This window comes from Burkholderia ubonensis (genome assembly GCF_001718695.1).
Lineage (GTDB): Bacteria > Pseudomonadota > Gammaproteobacteria > Burkholderiales > Burkholderiaceae > Burkholderia > Burkholderia ubonensis_B.
The window spans coordinates 964,866-983,017 of sequence record NZ_CP013422.1; the positions used below are offsets into that span (position 1 = coordinate 964,866).

The 18,152-nt window shown below is 71.0% G+C and carries 16 protein-coding genes; 7 read left to right on the plus strand and 9 right to left on the minus strand.

Features of this window, described 5'->3' with window-relative positions:
* Nucleotides 1–70: 70 nt before the first annotated feature.
* Nucleotides 71–742 (plus strand): response regulator, encoded by a 672-nt coding sequence (locus tag WJ35_RS24095; RefSeq protein WP_060233110.1) that lies wholly within the window; start codon nt 71–73, stop codon nt 740–742.
* Nucleotides 739–2,157: a sensor histidine kinase gene (locus tag WJ35_RS24100; RefSeq protein WP_069240156.1), complete on the plus strand. Its 1,419-nt coding sequence runs from the start codon at nt 739–741 to the stop codon at nt 2,155–2,157. The genes WJ35_RS24095 and WJ35_RS24100 overlap by 4 nt, the downstream gene beginning before the upstream one ends.
* A gap of 144 nt (nt 2,158–2,301) precedes the next feature.
* On the opposite strand, the gene WJ35_RS24105 is transcribed toward WJ35_RS24100, so the two are convergent.
* From WJ35_RS24105 to WJ35_RS24140, 8 genes are all read right to left on the minus strand, one after another.
* Entirely contained in the window at nt 2,302–3,168 is an 867-nt protein-coding gene (locus tag WJ35_RS24105) for an MOSC domain-containing protein (RefSeq protein ID WP_069240157.1), read from the minus strand.
* Between the two features lie 128 nt (nt 3,169–3,296).
* Nucleotides 3,297–4,253 (minus strand): ABC transporter substrate-binding protein, encoded by a 957-nt coding sequence (locus tag WJ35_RS24110; protein WP_069240158.1) that lies wholly within the window; start codon nt 4,251–4,253, stop codon nt 3,297–3,299.
* A gap of 37 nt (nt 4,254–4,290) precedes the next feature.
* Complete coding sequence (locus WJ35_RS24115) at nt 4,291–5,487, minus strand: c-type cytochrome (RefSeq protein WP_069240159.1); 1,197 nt, start codon at nt 5,485–5,487, stop codon at nt 4,291–4,293.
* 53 nt (nt 5,488–5,540) lie between these two features.
* Nucleotides 5,541–6,368, minus strand: coding sequence for an ABC transporter ATP-binding protein (locus WJ35_RS24120; RefSeq protein ID WP_060233101.1), 828 nt, complete (start codon nt 6,366–6,368; stop codon nt 5,541–5,543).
* Nucleotides 6,362–7,447 (minus strand): ABC transporter permease, encoded by a 1,086-nt coding sequence (locus WJ35_RS24125; RefSeq protein WP_060233099.1) that lies wholly within the window; start codon nt 7,445–7,447, stop codon nt 6,362–6,364. Before WJ35_RS24125 ends, WJ35_RS24120 begins: the two co-directional genes overlap by 7 nt.
* A gap of 4 nt (nt 7,448–7,451) precedes the next feature.
* Complete coding sequence (locus WJ35_RS24130; protein ID WP_060233098.1) at nt 7,452–8,501, minus strand: ABC transporter substrate-binding protein; 1,050 nt, start codon at nt 8,499–8,501, stop codon at nt 7,452–7,454.
* Between the two features lie 37 nt (nt 8,502–8,538).
* Nucleotides 8,539–9,378 carry a class II aldolase/adducin family protein gene (locus WJ35_RS24135; protein WP_060233096.1) on the minus strand — a complete coding sequence of 280 codons (840 nt, stop codon included), beginning with the start codon at nt 9,376–9,378 and terminating at the stop codon, nt 8,539–8,541.
* An 18-nt stretch (nt 9,379–9,396) separates the two neighbouring features.
* Nucleotides 9,397–10,482, minus strand: coding sequence for an LLM class flavin-dependent oxidoreductase (locus WJ35_RS24140; RefSeq protein ID WP_060233094.1), 1,086 nt, complete (start codon nt 10,480–10,482; stop codon nt 9,397–9,399).
* A 204-nt stretch (nt 10,483–10,686) separates the two neighbouring features.
* Here WJ35_RS24140 and WJ35_RS24145 point away from each other — a divergent pair, with 204 nt between their 5' ends.
* The 5 genes from WJ35_RS24145 (at nt 10,687) to WJ35_RS24165 (ending at nt 17,623) form a co-directional block, all read left to right on the plus strand.
* Nucleotides 10,687–12,042: an acyl-CoA dehydrogenase family protein gene (locus tag WJ35_RS24145; protein ID WP_069240618.1), complete on the plus strand. Its 1,356-nt coding sequence runs from the start codon at nt 10,687–10,689 to the stop codon at nt 12,040–12,042.
* Nucleotides 12,043–12,351: 309 nt separating this feature from the next.
* The gene (locus WJ35_RS24150) at nt 12,352–12,918 is read left to right on the plus strand and encodes a cysteine dioxygenase (RefSeq protein WP_060233283.1); all 567 of its coding nucleotides are present in this window, start codon (nt 12,352–12,354) and stop codon (nt 12,916–12,918) included.
* A gap of 94 nt (nt 12,919–13,012) precedes the next feature.
* Nucleotides 13,013–14,635 (plus strand): rhodanese-related sulfurtransferase, encoded by a 1,623-nt coding sequence (locus WJ35_RS24155; protein ID WP_069240160.1) that lies wholly within the window; start codon nt 13,013–13,015, stop codon nt 14,633–14,635.
* Nucleotides 14,636–14,864: 229 nt separating this feature from the next.
* The gene (locus tag WJ35_RS24160; protein ID WP_069240161.1) at nt 14,865–15,932 is read left to right on the plus strand and encodes a phytoene/squalene synthase family protein; all 1,068 of its coding nucleotides are present in this window, start codon (nt 14,865–14,867) and stop codon (nt 15,930–15,932) included.
* 497 nt (nt 15,933–16,429) lie between these two features.
* A complete protein-coding gene (locus tag WJ35_RS24165; RefSeq protein ID WP_069240162.1) occupies nt 16,430–17,623 on the plus strand; it encodes a porin in 1,194 nt (397 codons plus the stop codon).
* A gap of 101 nt (nt 17,624–17,724) precedes the next feature.
* On the opposite strand, the gene WJ35_RS24170 is transcribed toward WJ35_RS24165, so the two are convergent.
* Nucleotides 17,725–18,150: a cupin domain-containing protein gene (locus tag WJ35_RS24170; RefSeq protein ID WP_069240163.1), complete on the minus strand. Its 426-nt coding sequence runs from the start codon at nt 18,148–18,150 to the stop codon at nt 17,725–17,727.
* Between the last annotated feature and the right edge of the window lie 2 nt (nt 18,151–18,152).

Sequence of the window (18,152 nt, forward strand, 5' to 3'; positions counted from 1 at the left end):
TTGCGCGAAGCGTCGGCGTGGAAAGGATCATGTAATGTAGCGGCCTGACGTTTGCCTGACAGGAATACCGATGCGTGTGCTGCTCGTCGAAGACAACCCGATCCTGGCGCAGTCGCTGTCCGACGCGCTGGCCGCCGCGCGCTTCGCGGTCGATCACATGGCGGACGGCGAGGCGGCGGACCACGTGCTGCGCACGCAGGATTACGCGCTGGTGATCCTCGACCTGGGGCTGCCGAAGCTCGACGGGCTCGAAGTGCTGCGGCGGCTGCGTGCGCGGCGCAATCCGGTGCCGGTGCTGATCCTCACCGCGCACGGGTCGGTCGAGGACCGCGTGAGGGGGCTCGATCTCGGCGCCGACGACTATCTCGCGAAACCGTTCGAGCTGACCGAGCTGGAGGCGCGCGCCCGCGCGCTGATCCGGCGCAGCCTCGGGCACGAGCATTCGAAGGTCGAATGCGGGCCGCTCGCGTTCGACAGCGTCGACCGCAGCTTCCGCCTGGCCGGCGAAGCGCTGCCGCTCACGCCGCGCGAGCGCTCGGTGCTCGAGGTGCTGGTCCTGCGCAACGGCCGCGCGATCAACAAGGAGACGCTGTCGGAGAAGATCTTCGGGCTCGACGAGTCGGTCAACGCGGACGCGATCGAGATCTACGTGTACCGGCTGAGGAAGAAGCTCGAGAACAGCGGCGTCGCGATCGTCACGCTGCGCGGGCTCGGCTATCTGCTCGAGGCGAAGGCTGAATGACGCGGCCGAACCTGCGGATGCAGGTCGCGCTGTGGCTGCTGCTGCCGCTGCTCGGCCTGCTCGCGCTCGATTCGTGGCTCACCTACCAGCGCGCGATGAACGCCGCGCATGTCGCGTTCGACCGCACGCTGTCGTCGTCGCTGAAGTCGATCCGCGAAGGCGTGCGGCTCAACCAGGGCGAGGTCGAGGTCGACCTGCCGTATCTCGCGCTCGAGATGCTCGAATCGAGCGACGGCGGCAAGATCTTCTACCTGATCCGCGAGGACGGCGGCCGCGCGGTGACGGGCTACCCCGATCTGCCGCTGCCGCAGGGGCGCGACGAGGGGCGCGACGCGGGCGACGGCGCGCTGTTCGTCACGCGCTACTACGATGCGGTCTATCGCGGCGAGCGGCTGCGGATGGCGGCGTTGCGGCTGCCGGTGCATGACGTGCCTAGCGCGCAGTCGCGCATCGTGTGGGTGATGGTCGGCGAGACGATCGAGGCGCGCCAGGCGCTCGCGCGCGAGATCCTGATGGGCTCGCTGCTGCAGGAAGGGCTGCTCGTCGTGCTTGCGCTCGGCATCGTGTGGCTCGGCGTCGGGCGCGGGCTGCGGCCGCTGAACCGGCTGTCGGCGACGGTCGCCGCGCGCGCCGAGGACGATCCGACGCCGCTCGACACCGGCGGGATGCCGAGCGAGCTCGCGCCGCTCGTCGATTCGATCAACCAGTACATCGGCCGCACGCAGCGGATGCAGGTCGCGCGGCGGCGCTTCTTCGCGGACGCCGCGCATCAGTTGAAGACGCCGCTCGCGGCCGTGCAGGCGGGCGTCGAGCTGGCGCTGCGGCCCGCCGAGCAGCCGCGCGTGAACGTCCATCTGCGGCGCGTGAACGGCGCGGTGCGGCAGGCGGCGAAGATCGTCCAGCAACTGCTGTCACTGTCGCGGCTCGATGCGGACAGCGGGCACGCGGTCGCGCACCAGCCGGTCGCGCTGCACCGGCTCGCGCGCAGCGTGACGCTCGACTGGTCGCCGGTGGCCCGCGCGCGCGACATCGATCTCGGCTTCGAGCACGAGGCGGACGTCGGCGTGCTGGGGCAGTCCGATCTGCTCGGCGAGATGGTCGGCAACCTGATCGACAATGCGATCCGTTATGCGGGCGATCGTGCGGTGATCACCGTGCGCGTGTCGCGCGACGGCGAGCATGCGCGGCTCGACGTGATCGACAACGGGCCGGGGATTCCGGCGGAAGAACGCGATGCGGTGTTCGAGCGGTTCCATCGCGGCAGCAAGACGCAGACCGTCGAAGGCACGGGGCTCGGGCTGTCGATCGTGAGAGAGATCGCGCGGGTGCATCGAGGCAGCGTGACGCTCGCCGATGCGGACGGCGGGGGATTGATCGTGACGGTGTGGCTGCCGGTGTTGCCGGAGGCGGGGTAGGGACTGGTGGTGGAGGCCGAGCGGCTGAGGCGGCCGTTACGAACGAGCCTCGGAACCGGCGCGTCAGAAGGCGGCGCTACGAACGAACGTTGGCGCCGAGCAGCAGCAAAACCGACGCGCCGCGAGCGACGCGTCCACTTCCCCTCAGTCCCCGAACCCCAGTTGCGCGTCGAGCGCCTGCCCGACTTCGAGAAAGCGCCCCGCGCCGCGCACGACGATCGCGTTGTTGCCGAACGTCAGCGCGCCGTCGAAATTCGGGTTCGCACGATAGGTCTGCAGCGTGTCGGTCGGCTCGTGCGGCCATGCGGGATCGGGCGCGCCGGTGCGCTGGTCGATCGTCGGGACCGGGCAGCGCGTGCACAGCTTCACGAGGCGCAGCCGCACCGGCGTGTCGCCGTCGGCGTCGAGGTGCTCGATGTAATCCTCTTCGAACGCGTCGATGCCCGACACGACGAGGTTCGGACGGAAGCGGTCCATCGGGATCGCAGGCGCGCCCTTCGCGACGAGGCGCGCGTTCAGGTCGTCGAGCGACGCCTGGCCGATCACGAGCAGCGGGTAGCCGTCGGCGAAGCGGGTCGATGCGTCGAGCTCGCCGGTCCATTTGCGGTTGCACGCGCGCCGCGCATCGGGCGCGAAGCGCGCGAGCTTCGCCGGCATGCCGAGGAATTCGCTGAACCACGCGGCGGTGGCGGCGCCGGTGTCGATCGCGTCGACGGTGTCGCGCCAGACGGTCGCCGCCATCTTCGGCGCTTGCGCCGACGCTTCGCCGTCGAGCGGCGTGCGCAGCTCGGGCATGCCGGGCGCGTTCAGCACCAGCGCGTCGTGCTCGAGCGCCGTGCGGATCAGCGCGAGCCGCGGATGCGTGCGCTGCGTGATCATCATCCCGTCGGGTGTGGTGATCAGCCAGTGGCGATCGTACGCGAGGCCCGTCTCCAGCAATTGCGCGCGCGGCAGCGCGATGCCGCCGCAGGATTTGATCGGGTAGACGAACAGTTCTGAAATGGCTGGCATGACGCTGGCTGGCAAACACGGGATGGGCGAATCGCGATTGTGCCAGATCGCGCGCCGGCTGTTTGGACGGTTGCTCGCGTGCGTGCCTGCGCCTGCCTACGCCTGCCTGCGCGCGCGGCGCCGGCCGGTCACGCGAGCGGAAAGCCGCGATCGAACGTCGGGCGCACGTCGAGCGGCTGGCGCAGCAAACCGGCCTTCAGGTAGAAGTCGGCCGTGCGCTGCTGCTCGGCGATCACGGCCGCGTCGATCGGCTGCCAGCGCGTGCGGCGTCGTTCGAACTGCAGCTTCGCGGCCGGCTGCGGGATGCCGATGATGCGCGCGAGCGTCGCCGAGAACGCGTCCGCATGCCGGTACGACCAGGCCTGCGCGCGCACGACGCGCTGCAGGAAATCGCGCAGCACGTCGCGTTTCGCGGCGAGCGCGGCGTCGGTCGCCGCGACGTAGCTGAGCCCCGACCACAGGCCGCGGCCGTCGACGAGCACGCGCGCACGGCCGCTCGTTTGCGCGAGCGCCGTGTACGGCTCCCACGTCGCCCACGCGTCGATCGAGCCGCTCGCGAGCGCGAGCATCGTGTCGGCGGGCGGCAGAAAGCGGAACGACACGTCGTCCGGCGCGAGCCCCGCCGCGTCGAGCGCCTTCAGCGTGACGAAATGGCCGATCGAGCCGCGTGTCGTGCCGACGCGCTTGCCTTTCAGGTCGGCGGCGGTCTGCAGCGGCGCGTCCGGCCGCACGACGACGGCGGTGCCGTATGGGTCGGAGCGGCTCGCGCCGATCACCTTGATCCGCGCGCCCGATGCAAGCGCGAAGATCACCGGCGCGTCGCCGATCGGTCCGCAATCCACCGCGCCCGCGTTCAACGCTTCGGCAAGCGGCGCGGCGGCCGGGAATTCGGTCCACGAGACGTCGTATGCAAGGCCGTTCAGTTCGTCGGCCGCTTCGAGCAGCGCGCGCAGTCCGCCTTTCTGGTCGCCGGCGCGCAGCAGCGGCCGCGTGCCCGATTGCGCATGCAGTACGGCCGGCGCGGTGCTCAAGGTGGCGGCGAGTGCGCTGGCCTGCGCGAGGAAGTGGCGTCGGTTCGGATTCATCGTCGGTTCGGTTCGGGCGGAGAAACGGTTCAGGGTGTCAATGCGGCAGGCCGGCCTGCACGTCCTGCACGGGCTCGCTGTCCACGCGCACCAGCAGCGCGGTCAGCGGATCGGCGTTTGCGGCGGCGTCGGACGGGCGCGCGTTCGTCTGCGCGCGGCATAGCAGGTCGTCGGCGGACCAGCCGGCGCTGCCGGGCTTTGCCCGCGCGCGCAGCCAGCCGCGGCGGTCGGCGAGGAATTGCGCGCCGCCGAGCGCATCGGGCGGCGTCCCCGCGATCGTCGCGAAAGCCAGCCACGCGCCGGGCGTCGTCGCGACGCAGTTCGCGCGCGCGCCGGCCGGCGCGTTCGGTGCGGCCGACGTACGAGCGTCGTCGCCGGTCACGAGCAGCGTCTGCCAGCGCGGATCCTCGCGAGGCGGCGTGGCGCCCGCGGCGAGCGCGACGACCCGCACGCGCTGGCCTTCGCGCCAGCGTTCGAGCGGCAGCGTCGCGGGCTGCCCGCCGCAACGCACGTCGAGCGCGGGCAGCGCGACGGGCACCGGCCATGCGCCGTCCGCCTGCGCGCCGCTGCCCGCGGCGAGCGCCTTCAGGTAATCGAGCACGGCCCACGTGTCGCGCGGGCTGAGCGTCGCGCCGAAGCCGGGCATCGATTCGGCGCCGTGCGCATCGCGCATTCCGTGCCGCACGCGCCAGGCCAGCTCGCCGTCGAGGCGGCGCGCCAGCAGCGTGCCGGCGAACGTCGGCGGCCAGTGCGCGAGCGACGCGGCGAGCGGCCCTTCGCCGCGTCCGTCGGCGCCGTGGCACGCCGCGCAATGACGGTCGTACAGCCGCGCGCCGTGCACCACGCTCGCCACCGAGAACGGCGCGGGATTGCGCTGGAAACTGGTCGGCGCGGCCGGCGCGAGCCACAGCGAAGCCGGCGGCCACGGCGCGAAGCAAGCGCCGGCGAGCCCGGCGATCGACGCGGCCGCACGGTACTTGCGGCTCGCGATCGCGACGCAGCCGAGCGCCGCGGCGAACACGGTCGCCGCGACGGCGAACGCAAGCTGCCGCGTCAGGCCCGCATCGATGCGCAGCGTCTCGATCGCGATCCGCCGAGTCCATGGCCACGCGGCCTGGCCGTCGGCGTCGCCGGTCAGGCCCAGCGCATGGAGCGTTTGCGCACACGCGAGCTGCGCGCGATACAGCAGTTGCAGGAACCGCAGCGCCCAATCGGCAAACGGCAGCGCGTTCATCCGCGCCGCGCGTGTCGAGGCAAAGCGCCGGTTCGGCGAGCGACGCCGCGCATCTACCAGCTCGCATCGAGGCCGAGATGGCGCAGCGCGTCGTGCCGCAGCGCGGCGAGGCGCGGGTCGCCGCGATGGCGCGGATACGGCAGGTCGACGCGCAGTTCCGCGACGATCCGCGCGGGCCGCGGGCCGAACACGATCACGCGCTGCGCGAGGAACAGCGCTTCCTCGACGTCGTGCGTGACGAGCAGCGCGGAGAAGCGCTCGCGCCGCCACAGCGCGGTCAGCTCGGCCTGCATCGTCAGCCGCGTCAGCGAATCGAGCTTGCCGAGCGGCTCGTCGAGGATCAGCAGGCGCGGATCGTTGACGAGTGCGCGGGCGAGCGCGACGCGCTGCGCCATGCCGCCCGACAACTGATGCGGGAACACGTTCGCGAAGTCCTGCAGCCCGACGCGCGCGAGCGCATCGTCGACGCGATGCCGCGCGGTGCGCTGCACGCCGCGCGCCTCGAGGCCGAGCGCAACGTTCGCGCGCACGCGGCGCCACGGATAGAGCGTCGGGTCCTGGAACACGACGATGCGCGACGGATCGGGCCGCTCGATCGGCACGCCGTCCTGCGCGATCGTGCCGTGCCGCGCGGCGTCGAGGCCCGCGACGAGCCGCAGCAGCGTCGATTTCCCGCAGCCGCTCGGGCCGAGCAGCGCGACGAATTCGCCGGCGGCGACCGACAGCGTGACGTCGTCGAGCACCGGCAGCGCGCCGCCCGCGCCGCCTTCAGTGCCGAACGCATGGCTCACGCGGCGCACGTCTATGCGCGCGCCGCGCGGCGCTTCGGCGGCCGGCGCCGACGAAGCGGAGACGGGGGATTCGAGCGCGACGCTTACCATTTGACGGTTCCTTTCTGCCATGCGAGCGTGCGGTCGCGCACCGCGAACAGCAGCGCGATCAGGCCGGAGAACAGCAGCGCCATCACGAGCAGCGCCGCGTACATGTTCACGTACGACGCCCAGCCCTGCGCCCAGCTCAGGTACCAGCCGAGCCCGGACTTGACGCCCATCATCTCGGCGACGACGAGCACCGTGAACGACGCGCTCAGGCCCATGAAGATGCCGACGAACACGTGCGGCAACGCGGCGGGAATCGCGACGCGCAGCACGAGGAAGCGCGCGTTCGCGCCGAGCGTGCGGGCGACGTCGTAGTACTGCTTGTCGACGCTCGCGACGCCGGACCAGGTGAGCACCGCGACCGGGAAGCCGGTCGACAGCGCGATCAGGAACGTCGCGGCCGAATGGCTCGACGGAAAGAAGTAGAAGGTGAGCGGCAGCAGCGCGGTGGCCGGCACCGGCCCGAGCACGCGCAGCAGCGGATGCACCCAGTAGCCGACCCGGCGCGACCAGCCGATCGACACGCCGAGCGCGAACCCGGCCGCGACGCCGTACGCGAACCCGACGCCGAGCAGCTTCAGCGTGTTGCCGGCGCTGCCCAGCAGGCGCGGCCAGTCGTCGACGTAGACCTCGATCAGCGCCTGCGGCGGCGCGAAGAACGGCGTCGGGAGCCAGCCGGTTTTCGCGGTGGCGATTTCCCATGCGGCGAGCACGAGCGGCGCGGCGACGAGCCACGGGCCGGCCGGCTGCACGCGCGCGAGCGGCGCGCGCAGCGCGGCCATGCGCGGGCCGAGCGCCGCCAGCGCGAGCAGCACCGCGGCAATCGCCCACGCGGCCGTGCCGAAGGTGTCGGTGTACGCCCAGTCGCTGAAGCCGACGATGCGGTTCGGCCACAGCCGCGTCACCGCGCCGAGCGCGACCCAGGCGAGCGCCGCGGCGATGCCGGCCGGCCAGATGCGCGCGCGGCGGGCGTCGGCCGCCTGGGCAGCTTCGCACGCGCCGCAGGATGCCGGCGTAGCGACGAGCGTACCGGCCGGAGCGGACGTGGCGCGCGCCACGGAAACCTGTTCGAGCGTCGACATCGCGTCACCCCAGCACGTTCGCGTAGACCTGCTGCGCGAAGCGCTGCGGGTCGGTGCTTTTCCTGATCACGCCGATCCGGCGGAAGTCGTCCGCGTAGAACGCGATTTCCTGCTGCAGGTCGACGCTGGTCGGGTGGTGCGTGTACGTGAGCGTCGCATACAGCTTGCGCAGGTCTTCCGGATCGATCTTCGGCGAATACTTCGCGAACACCTTCGCGGCTTCGTTCGGATTGTCGTGCGTGAATTCGGTCGCCTGCACGATCGAGCGCGCGAGCGCGGCGGCGGCCGGCCGGTCGTTGCGCACGAGCTCGCCGCGCGCGCCGATCACGCAGCACACCTTGCGCGCGTATTCGCCGGACAGGTTCGTCGCGAGCTCCGCGTACTTGCCGGCGCTGCGCTTTTCGAGCAGATACAGGTTCGGGTCGCCGTCGGCGATCGCGTGAATCTCGCCCTTGTCCGCCGCGACGCCGAGCAGGTCGGCCGGGTATTGCCGCCACGTGATGTCGCGCTCCGGATCGATGCCGTTCTTCGCGAGCAGGATCGAGAAGAAATGCTTGCCGGGCGCCGCGAGATCGCTGACGCCGACCGTCTTGCCCTTCAGCGCCTGCAGCGTCGTGACGCCGGCCGCCTTCGCGCCGATCAGCCGCACGCAGCCGCCGTGCGAGCTGCCGACGATCTTCACGTCGAAGCCCGCTTCGAGCGGCTTGAGCCAGCGATGGATCATCCCGACCGCCGCGTCGGCCTTGCCGGTCGCGATGGATTCGAGCAGCTGGTCGGTCGAGCCGCTGTAGTTGATCAGGTCGACCTTCAGGCCGTTCTTCTCGAAGAAGCCGCGCTCCTGCGCGACGACGATCGGCGTCAGGCAGAACGCGTTCTGGTTCCACGCGAAGGTCAGCTTCTTCAGCGGCGTCGCGGACCACACGCGGCGGCCGAGCGTGAGCGCGGGCGCGGCGAGCGCGACTGCGCCGGCGGCGCGCAGCAGGCGGCGGCGCTGGTGGTCGTGCGCGTCATGCGCATCGTGCGTTTCTGGCGCGGTGGCGGCGGGGTGTGTCATCGGCAGGTCTCCGGTCGTGCGGGGTGATGCGTGACGCTCAGTCGAGCAGGTCGGGTTCGTCGGCGACGATGCGCGCGTACAGGCTGTCGAACGCGTGCAGCGCGCCGTCGGGGCCGCCGATCTGGCCGTGCGTATGGCGGGCGGTGTCGGCGTCGATCGGCTGCGGCGCGCCCGCCGCTTCGGCGAGCAGCTGCGTGTGCGCGGCGTTGTCGAGCGCGATGTACCACCAAGCGGCCGCCTCGACGCTCGGACCGGCGGTGAGGATGCCGTGGTTCTTCAGGATCGCGCCCTTGTGCGTGCCGCCGCCGGGCTTCGCGAGCGCCTGCGCGATCCGCGCGCCTTCGCGCGTGTCGACCACCATCCCGGTGAAATCGTCGAACAGCGCGTGATCCTCGTAGAACACGCATGCATCCTGCGTCAGCGGATCGAGCGGGCGTCCGAGCGTCGACCACGCCTTGCCGTAGGTCGAATGCGTGTGCGCGGCGGCGACGACGTGCGGATGCGCTTCGTGGATCGCCGCATGGATCGCGAACGCGGCCTGGTTCAGCGGCCGTGCGCCGATCGCGGTTTCGCCGCGCGCGTTGACGAGCAGCAGGTCGGACACCCTGATTTGCGAGAAATGCACGCCGAGCGGATTCACCCAGAAGTGATCGGGCAGCTCCGGGTCGCGCGCGGTGATGTGGCCGGCGAGGCCCGACGCGAAGCCGTGGCGCGCGAACACGCGGAACGCGGCCGCGAGGCGCTCCTGCCGATGGCGGCGCTCGGCGGCGGCGTCGGCGCGCGGCGCGGGCGGGTCGAACCAGAAATGCCGACGCGGCGCGGCGGCGAGCGCGAGGCCCGACGCGGTGCGGATGGGCGAGGGCAGGACGGCGGACATGGCGGTCGTCTCCCGTCGTCAGGCGGCGCGGCGCGCGGCATCGCGCGCGGCGACGGCCGCGCGTACGCGCGGAATCAGTTCGCGGCCGTAGTCGATCGCGTCGTCGAGCGGATCGAAGCCGCGGATCAGGAAGGTCGTCACGCCGAGGTCGTAGTAGTCGAGCAGCGCGTCGGCGACCTGCTCGGGCGTGCCGACGAGCGCCGTCGAATTCGAGCGCGCGCCGGTCAGCTTGGCGATTTCGGTCCACAGCCGCTTGTCGACGCGCGCGCCGCGCTCGGCGGCGGCCAGCAGGCGGCGCGCGCCTTCGCTCTGCAGCGGGCCGCCCGCGCCGAGGCCGGCCGCTTCGCGCAGCCGGCGCGTTTCGTCGAGGATCCGGTGCGCGCGCGCCCACGCGTCGTCCTCGGTCGCGGCGAGGATCGGGCGGAACGACACCGAGAAGCGCACCTGCCGGCCGTGCTTCGCCGCTTCGGCGCGCACGCGCGTCGTCAGGTCGCGCACCTGGTCGAGCGATTCGCCCCACAGCGCGTAGACGTCCGCGTGCTTGCCCGCGACCGCGAGCGCCGCGTCCGACGCGCCGCCGAAATAGATCGGCACGTGCGGCTTCTGATGGGGCCGCACGTCGGAATAGCCCTGGCGGAAGCGGTAATGCGCGCCTTCGTGGTCGAACGGCTGCGCGTCGGTCCAGATCCGGCGCAGGATGCCGAGGTATTCGTCGGTGCGCGCGTAGCGGGCGTCGTGGTCGAGGAAATCGCCGTCGCGCGCCTGTTCGGCATCGGAGCCGCCCGAGATGATGTGCACCGCGAGCCGGCCGCGGCTGAACTGGTCGAGCGTCGCGATCTGGCGCGCGGCGAGCGTCGGCGCGGTGAAGCCCGGACGATGCGCGAGCATGAAGTGAATCCGCTCGGTCGCGGCGGCCGCGTATGCGATCGTCAGCGTCGCCGACGGGCCGGTCGAGTGGTGCGGCACGAGGATGCGGTCGAAGCCGGCCGTCTCGTGTGCGCGGGCGAAGTCGCGCACGTAGTCGGGATCGACCGCGTTGCCGGTCGGCGGGTGAATCTCCGATTGCTTCTGGCTCTGGATCATGCCGATGAATTCGACGCTCATCTGGGGCTCCGCTGGGTCTTCCGGTACAGGGCTCCGGCAACGGGCCGGACTGGAGCGCAGATTACCGCCGCGATCATGCGAAACGGAAATAATCAATCCCGAATTGAATATCAGATTTGCATGGTTTGATCGATCGGGCGACGCGCCTACGCTTGGCGTTCGCGCTTCGCTTGCGCCTTTTCCTTTTCGATGGAATCCGTTTCGATGCCTGCCCGTCTTGCCGTTTCCCCGCCGCCGTTACAGCCGCACCAGCAGCCGTTGCCGTTGCGGCACCTGCCTGCCGCCGACGACTACGCCAACGCGCGCGTCGCCGCGCTGCTCGACCGGCTCGCCCCCGAACTCGCGGCCGATGCCGCGCGCAACGACGTGCTCGGCCGCTTCCCGCACGAGAACTTCGCGCGACTGCAGCGCGCGGGGCTGATCGCGCAGGTCGTGCCGCGCGGCTACGGCGGCGCGGGCGCGACGCTCGCGCAGGCGAGCCGGATCGTCGCGGCGGTTGCGCGGGCCGATCCGGCGACCGCGCTGGTGCTGACGATGACGTACCTGCAGCATCGCGCGCTCGGCCGCGCCGACAGCCGCTGGCCCGAGCCGCTGCGGCGCGCGGTGTTCGGCAGCGCGGTGGCCGACGGGGCGCTGATCAACGCGTTGCGCGTCGAGCCCGCGCTCGGCTCGCCGGCGCGCGGCGGCCTGCCCGAGACGGTCGCGCGCCGCGACGGCGACGGCTGGCGGCTGTCCGGCCACAAGCTGTACAGCACCGGCATCCCCGCGTTGCGCTGGCTCGCCGTGTGGGCGCGCACCGACGAGCCCGAGCCGCGCGTCGGCGTGTTTCTCGTGCCGCGCGATCCGTTGCGCGGCGACCCGGGCATCCGCGTGATCGAGAGCTGGGATCATCTGGGCCTGCGCGCGTCGGGCAGCCACGAGGTCGTGTTCGACGACGTCCGGCTGCCGGGCGATCACGCGGCGGACGTGCGCGCGCCCGACGCGTGGGCCGCGTCGGCGTCGAGTCACGTGGACCTCGACGCGCAGGCCGACCAGCAGGCGTGGATGGTCGCGCTGCTCGGCAGCCTGTACGACGCGGTCGCGCGCGCGGCGCGCGACTGGCTGGCCGGATTCGTCGCGACGCGCTCGCCGAGCGGGCTCGGCGCGCCGCTCGCGACGCTGCCGCGCGTGCAGGAGGCGATCGGCGAGATCGAGGGCTGGCTGCATGCGAACCGCGTGCTGCTCGACGACGCGATCGCGCGCGCCGACGCCGGCGCGCCGCTCACGCTGACGACGAGCGGGCTCGTGAAGCGCGCCGTCACCGAGCATGCGATTCGCGTGGTCGAGCAGGCGTTGAAGCTGTCGGGCAATCACGGGCTGAGCCGCAGCAATCCGCTCGAACGTCACTATCGCGACGTGCTGTGCAGCCGCGTGCATACGCCGCAGGACGATGCGATCGCGGTCGCGGCCGGGCGCGCGGCGCTCGACGCGGCGGCGGCGGCGCGCAGCGCGCCGAGCGACGGCGCGAGTTCGCGCAGCGCGCCGCACGCTGCGCGGCCGTTCGATCGAGGCGATGCGTAAGGACGGCGATGGGGCATACCGCGCAGGCCGGACCACGCCGTGCGTGCGTCGCCGAACGGGCTCGAGCCGCCACATCGGCGCGCCGGGCGAAGGCGCCGCAGACTTGCGCGGGACTTCGCACGCGATGCGCGATCACTGGCTGCGTGATCCCGAGCCCCGCCGAGGTGCGGCTCGGTCCGGCCCGGCGTTCGGCAACGCACGACCACCACAAAGCATCGATATCGCTAATTTTCATGTTTGTTCTGCATGCACGACCAGGTGCATCATGACGATCGATCAAGCCGGGCATTTTTATTCGAGGAGACCCCGATGAATACGCCTGCGTTGCAGCACACGCCGTTGCGCCCGTTCGTCGACGGACTGGACGCGCTGCTCGCGTCCGGCGCGAACGAGGCGCGCATCCTGGACGAGGGCGGCGCGCTGCTGGCTGCGCTCGTCGCGCACGACGACTGGCTGCCCGACGCGTTCGCGCAGCCCGACCCCGAGCGCTACCGCCAGTACCTGCTGTATCTCGATCCGGACGAGCGCTTCTCGATCGTCAGCTTCGTGTGGGGGCCGGGTCAGGCCACGCCGATCCACGACCACACGGTGTGGGGGCTGATCGGGATGCTGCGCGGCGGCGAGTTCTCGCAGCCGTACCGGCTCGACGCGCAGGGGCGGCCGGCGCCGTCCGGCGACGCGGTCCGGCTCGCGCCGGGGCAGGTCGAGGCCGTGTCGCCGCGCATCGGCGACATCCATCGCGTGAGCAATGCGTTTGCCGATCGTGTGTCGATCAGCATCCACGTGTACGGCGCGAACATCGGCAAGGTCGAGCGCGCCGTCTATCTCGAGGACGGCACCGTGAAGCCGTTCGTTTCCGGCTATTCGAACGCATGACCCGCAGCGCGGCGGGCCGCGCCCGGCGCGCCCGGCATCCATCCGACGCCCGCTTCGCTTTTCAACGACTTCAACCGAATCCGACCGAGACACCGTGACGCAATCCGCCGATTCCCTTTCCCGTTTTCCCGTCGCGACGTGCGAAGACGTCCGCGCACGCCTGCTGGCACGCGACGAACTCGCGCTGATCGACGTGCGCGAGGAAGACCCATATGCGCAGGGCCACCCGCTGTGGGCGGCCAATTTCCCGCTGTCGAAGCTCGAACTGGACGCGTGGACGCGGATTCCGCGCCGCGACACGCCGATCGTCGTGTACGGCGACGCGGCCGGCGAGGATCTCGCGCCGCGTGCGGCCGCGCGGCTCGCACAGCTCGGCTACAGCGACGTGCGGCTGCTCGACGGCGGCCTCGCGGGCTGGCGCGCCGCGGGCGGTGAACTGTTCATCGACGTCAACGTGCCGAGCAAGTCGTTCGGCGAATGGGTCGAGGCCGAACGGCATACGCCGTCGCTGTCCGCGCAGGAGGTGCAGGCGCTGATCGACGCGCGCGCGGACGTCGTGATCGTCGACGCGCGCCGCTTCGACGAATACCGGACGATGAACATCCCGACCTCGACCAGCGTGCCGGGCGCGGAGCTCGTGCTGCGCGTGCGCGCGCTCGCGCCGGACCCGGCGACGCGGGTGATCGTCAATTGCGCGGGCCGCACGCGCAGCATCATCGGCACGCAGTCGCTGATCAACGCGGGGCTGCCGAACCCGGTCGCGGCGCTGCGCAACGGCACGATCGGCTGGACGCTCGCGGGGCAGGCGCTGGAGCACGGCGCGGCGCGCCGCTTTCCGGATGACATCGACCCAACGCTGCGCGCCGATGCGCGCAGCGCCGCGCGCAAGGTCGCCGAACGGGCGGGCGTGCCGCGCATCGCGCTCGCCGACGTGGCCGCGCTCGCGGAGCCGGGCCGCACGCTGTACCGCTTCGACGTGCGTACGCCGGAAGAGTACGAGGCCGGTCATCTGCCGGGCTTTGCGAGCGCGCCGGGCGGCCAGCTCGTGCAGGAGACCGACCATCACGCGCCGGTGCGCGGCGCGCGGATCGTGCTCGCGGACGACGACGGCGTGCGTGCGGACATGACCGCGTCGTGGCTCGCGCAGATGGGCTGGGACGTGCGGGTGGTCGAGGCCGGCGCGCACGCGTTCGGCGAGACCGGCCAGCCGCCGCGCGACGTGCCGGCTGCGCCCAGGGTCGCGGAAGTCTCGCCCGCGACCCTGGCGGGCTGGCTGCGCGAAGCGGCGCCCGACGAGATCGCGATCGTCGATGTCACGGCCAGCGCGAATTACGTGAAGCGCCATATTCCGGGCGCGTGGTTCGCGGTGCGCGCGCAGTTGCGCGACGCGCTCGCGGTGATTCCGGCCGCGCGGCGCTACGTGTTCACCTGCGGATCGAGTCTGCTCGCGCGCTTCGCGGCGGCCGACGCGCGCGCGCTGCTGCCCGCGTCGGCGCAGATCGTGGTGCTGGCCGGCGGCACCGCGGCGTGGATCGACGCGGGCCTGCCGGTCGAAGCCGGCGATACGCGGCTCGCGTCGCCGCGCATCGATCGCTACCGGCGTCCGTATGAAGGCACCGACAACGCGGCCGCCGCGATGCAGGCGTATCTCGACTGGGAATTCGGGCTCGTGGAGCAACTCAAGCGCGACGGCACGCACCATTTCCGCGTGATCTGAGCGCGGCGCGGCAAGCGCGGGGCAGGCGAGGCGGGGGGGCCGCGCACGGCGGTCGGTCGGTGCGCCGGCGGCAGCAGTCGCGCCGGATGCACTAAACTTGCGGGAATTTTGCATCGCCGCGTCGGGCCGCGTCTCGCGTGCACGCGGCGGTGCGGCGAATCGCGGGCCGGCGCGGGCGCCCGGCGCCGGTTGGCGGCCGGCGCCCGCGCCGGCCGACCCTGACCGACCCATGACGACTCATACCGAACCCGCCTATCTGCTCGGCGACCTGCTGAAGAACGTTTCCCGCTCCTTCTACCTGACGCTGCGCGTGCTGCCCGACGGCATGCGCGACCCGGTCGGTCTCGCGTACCTGCTCGCCCGTGCGGCCGACACGATCGCGGACACCGCGCTCGTCGCGCCCGACCGCCGCGCGGCGCTGCTGACGCAGCTGCGGGAGAACATCGAGCGGCTCGACGACGGCGTCGTGCTATCGCAAGCGCTCGAAGACGTGACGCGGATGCAGACGGATTCCCACGAGCACGTGCTGCTCGGCTCGATGCAGCCGATGCTCGCGCTGCTGCGCATGCAGTCGGCCGCCGACAGCGCGGCGATCCGCAAGGTCGTCGCGACGCTGACGTCGGGGATGGAGTTCGACCTGCGCACGTTTCCCGACGAGCAGGCGGGGCAGGTCGCCGCGCTGCCGTCGCGCGAACTGCTCGATCGCTACACGTATCTGGTCGCCGGCTGCGTGGGCGAGTTCTGGACCGACATGACCGGCATGCACACGCGGGCCGCGCGGCGCTGGGACCTGCCGGACATGCGGGAGAAGGGCATCCGTTTCGGCAAGGCGCTGCAGATGACCAACATCCTGCGCGACTGCGCGAAGGACCTGCGGATCGGCCGCTGCTACCTGCCGCAAGAGGTGCTGGATGCGCATGGGCTCGGCGTGCCGGACCTGCTGGCGCCGGATGCGTCGCCGCGCGCGCGGGGGGTACTGTTCGACCTGCTGCGCGTCGCGCTCGCGCAGTACCGCGACGCGTGCCTGTACACGGTCGCGATTCCGCGCCGCTTCATGCGGCTGCGGCTGGCGTGCCTGTGGCCGATCCTGATCGGCCTCGAGACGCTCGAACTGCTCGCCGGCCACGACGCGTGGCTCGATCCGGCGCGGCCGGCCAAGGTGACGAGAAAGCGCGTCTACCGGATCATGGCGTCGTCGCTCGTGATCGTCGGCTCGAACGCGGCGGTTCGTGCGCGCCTGAACGCGCTCGTCGGCGCGGTCGACGCGCGGCTCGCGCAGACGGGACGCGCGTCCTGACGCGCGCCGAGCCGCGCTGCCGGCAGCAGCGTCGCTCGGCGGCATTCTTCCGCAGCATTCTTCGGCCCGCGCTCGCGGGCCGTTTCCATTCAGCGCGCGTCTCCGTACAAAAACGTTTTCACGATTTCGTTTTCAGAAATGTGGCTGTCATGAATGTCAGCGATCCTGCGCGGCGGTGTGATCAGTCTTCGGGCAGGGTCCGCGCCTCGGCCGGGCACTATGTGCCGAAGGCGTCTGACGACATCGGGCGGTCGCGTTACAGCCGTAAAAATGTAAAGCTAGGGTTTTCACTGGGAAATGCCGGAAAGGCCCGCTGCGTAAGCGTTTTCAGGTGTTAGGTAACCGCTTGGTGAACCTTCGCGTTGCGTCGATCATACGATGACCGACTATGTGTGTTGGGAAATAATCGGTAATCCGTCAGAATTGCGTCCGCATGTACTCGCACATGTGTCACAACCACACCAGATAAGAATTCATTCTTTGAGGACGGAGATTCAATGAAAAAGCGCGTCGCTGTCGCCATGACGGCAGCTGGCCTTGCGGCCGTCACCACCGCACACGCACAGAGCAGCGTGACCCTGTACGGTATCGTCGACAACGGTATCGCTTACCAGAACAACTCGTCGTCGACGGGCGCGACCACCGGCGGTCACTCGAAGGTGCAGATGTCGACGGGCGTGTGGGCAGGCAGCCGTTTCGGCCTGAAGGGCTCTGAAGATCTGGGTGGCGGCACGAAGGCGGTGTTCCAGCTCGAAGCGGGCGTGAAGACGAACGACGGCACGTCGCAATGGGCGGGCGGCATCTTCACCCGCCAGGCATGGGTCGGCCTGACCAACCCGACGTACGGTACGCTGACGGCCGGCCGCCAGTACACCGCGTACTACACGCTGCTGTCGCCGTACAGCCCGACGACCTGGCTGACCGGCTACTACGGCGCGCACCCGGGCGATATCGACTCGCTGGATACCAGCTACCGCGCGAACAACTCGATCGTCTACATTTCGCCGAAGTACTACGGCTTCACGGTCGGCGGCTCGTACTCGCTCGGCGGCGTGCCGGGCAGCTTCAACCGCGGCTCGACGTGGAGCGCAGCGATCCAGTACATGAACGGTCCGGCAGGCATCGCGGTCGGCTTCCAGAAGGTCAACAACTCGACGCTCGGCGGCGGCGTGTGGGGCGACAACTCGACGGTCACGAGCGGCGGCCAGCCGGCCGTGTCGTCGATCAACAACGGCTACAAGTCGGCTCAGTCGCAGCAGCGCGTCGCAGTGACGGCGGGCTACCAGTTCACGCCGGCATGGGACATCTCGGTGTCGTACTCGAACGTCCAGTACATCCCGGGCACGTTGTCGACGTTCCGCAACACGGCGACCTTCAACACGGCCGGCGCCGTGCTGCACTGGAAGGCGAGCGCGCAGTGGGATTTCGCGGCTGGCTACGCGTTCACGGCAGCGACGAAGTCGAACGGCGTCACGAGCGCGGCCAAGTACCACCAGGTCACGCTGTCGCAGTACTACAGCCTGTCGAAGCGCACGGGCCTGTACGCGGTTGAGGCTTACCAGCACGCGAGCGGCAACACGCTGAAAGACGGCAACGTCATCAAGGCAACGACCTCGATCGGTGACGGCGTCGGCGCAGGTTCGAACCAGAACCAGATCGGCGTCGGCGTCGGCCTGATCCACCGCTTCTGATTCCGTGCGGCGCGTGAGCGCCGCAACTGGAACGCGGTACAGAAACCGGCCTTCGGGCCGGTTTTCTCGTTTACGGCGCGTGCCTTTGCGTGGCGCCCCGATCACTGGTCGATCGGCGACTTCAGCGGCTGATGCTCGCCGGTCAACCCGAACACGACGATCTGCGCCGGCTCGGTATCGCTTCCGTTGCGCGACACGAGATGCCGCGAGCCGGGCGGTTCATACCAGCCTTCGCCCGCGCGGTAGCGGCGCAGCGGGCCGTCGTTGACCTGCGACAGCACTTCGCCTTTCGACACGACGGCGAACACCGAGCCGAGATGCCGATGCGGCTCGGACGCCTGGCCGGGCGCGTAGTCGACGGTGGCGACCACCGCGAGTCGGCCCGGCGCTTCGGGCACCGGCTGCTGCAGGATGGCGTGCACGTTGTCGCCGCCGTCGTGCGCCTGCGCGGCGGCCGGCAGCGCGACGCCCAGCGCGAGCGCGGCGCCGACGAGCGCGCGGCGCAACGTCATGCTCGTTTGCGTCATGG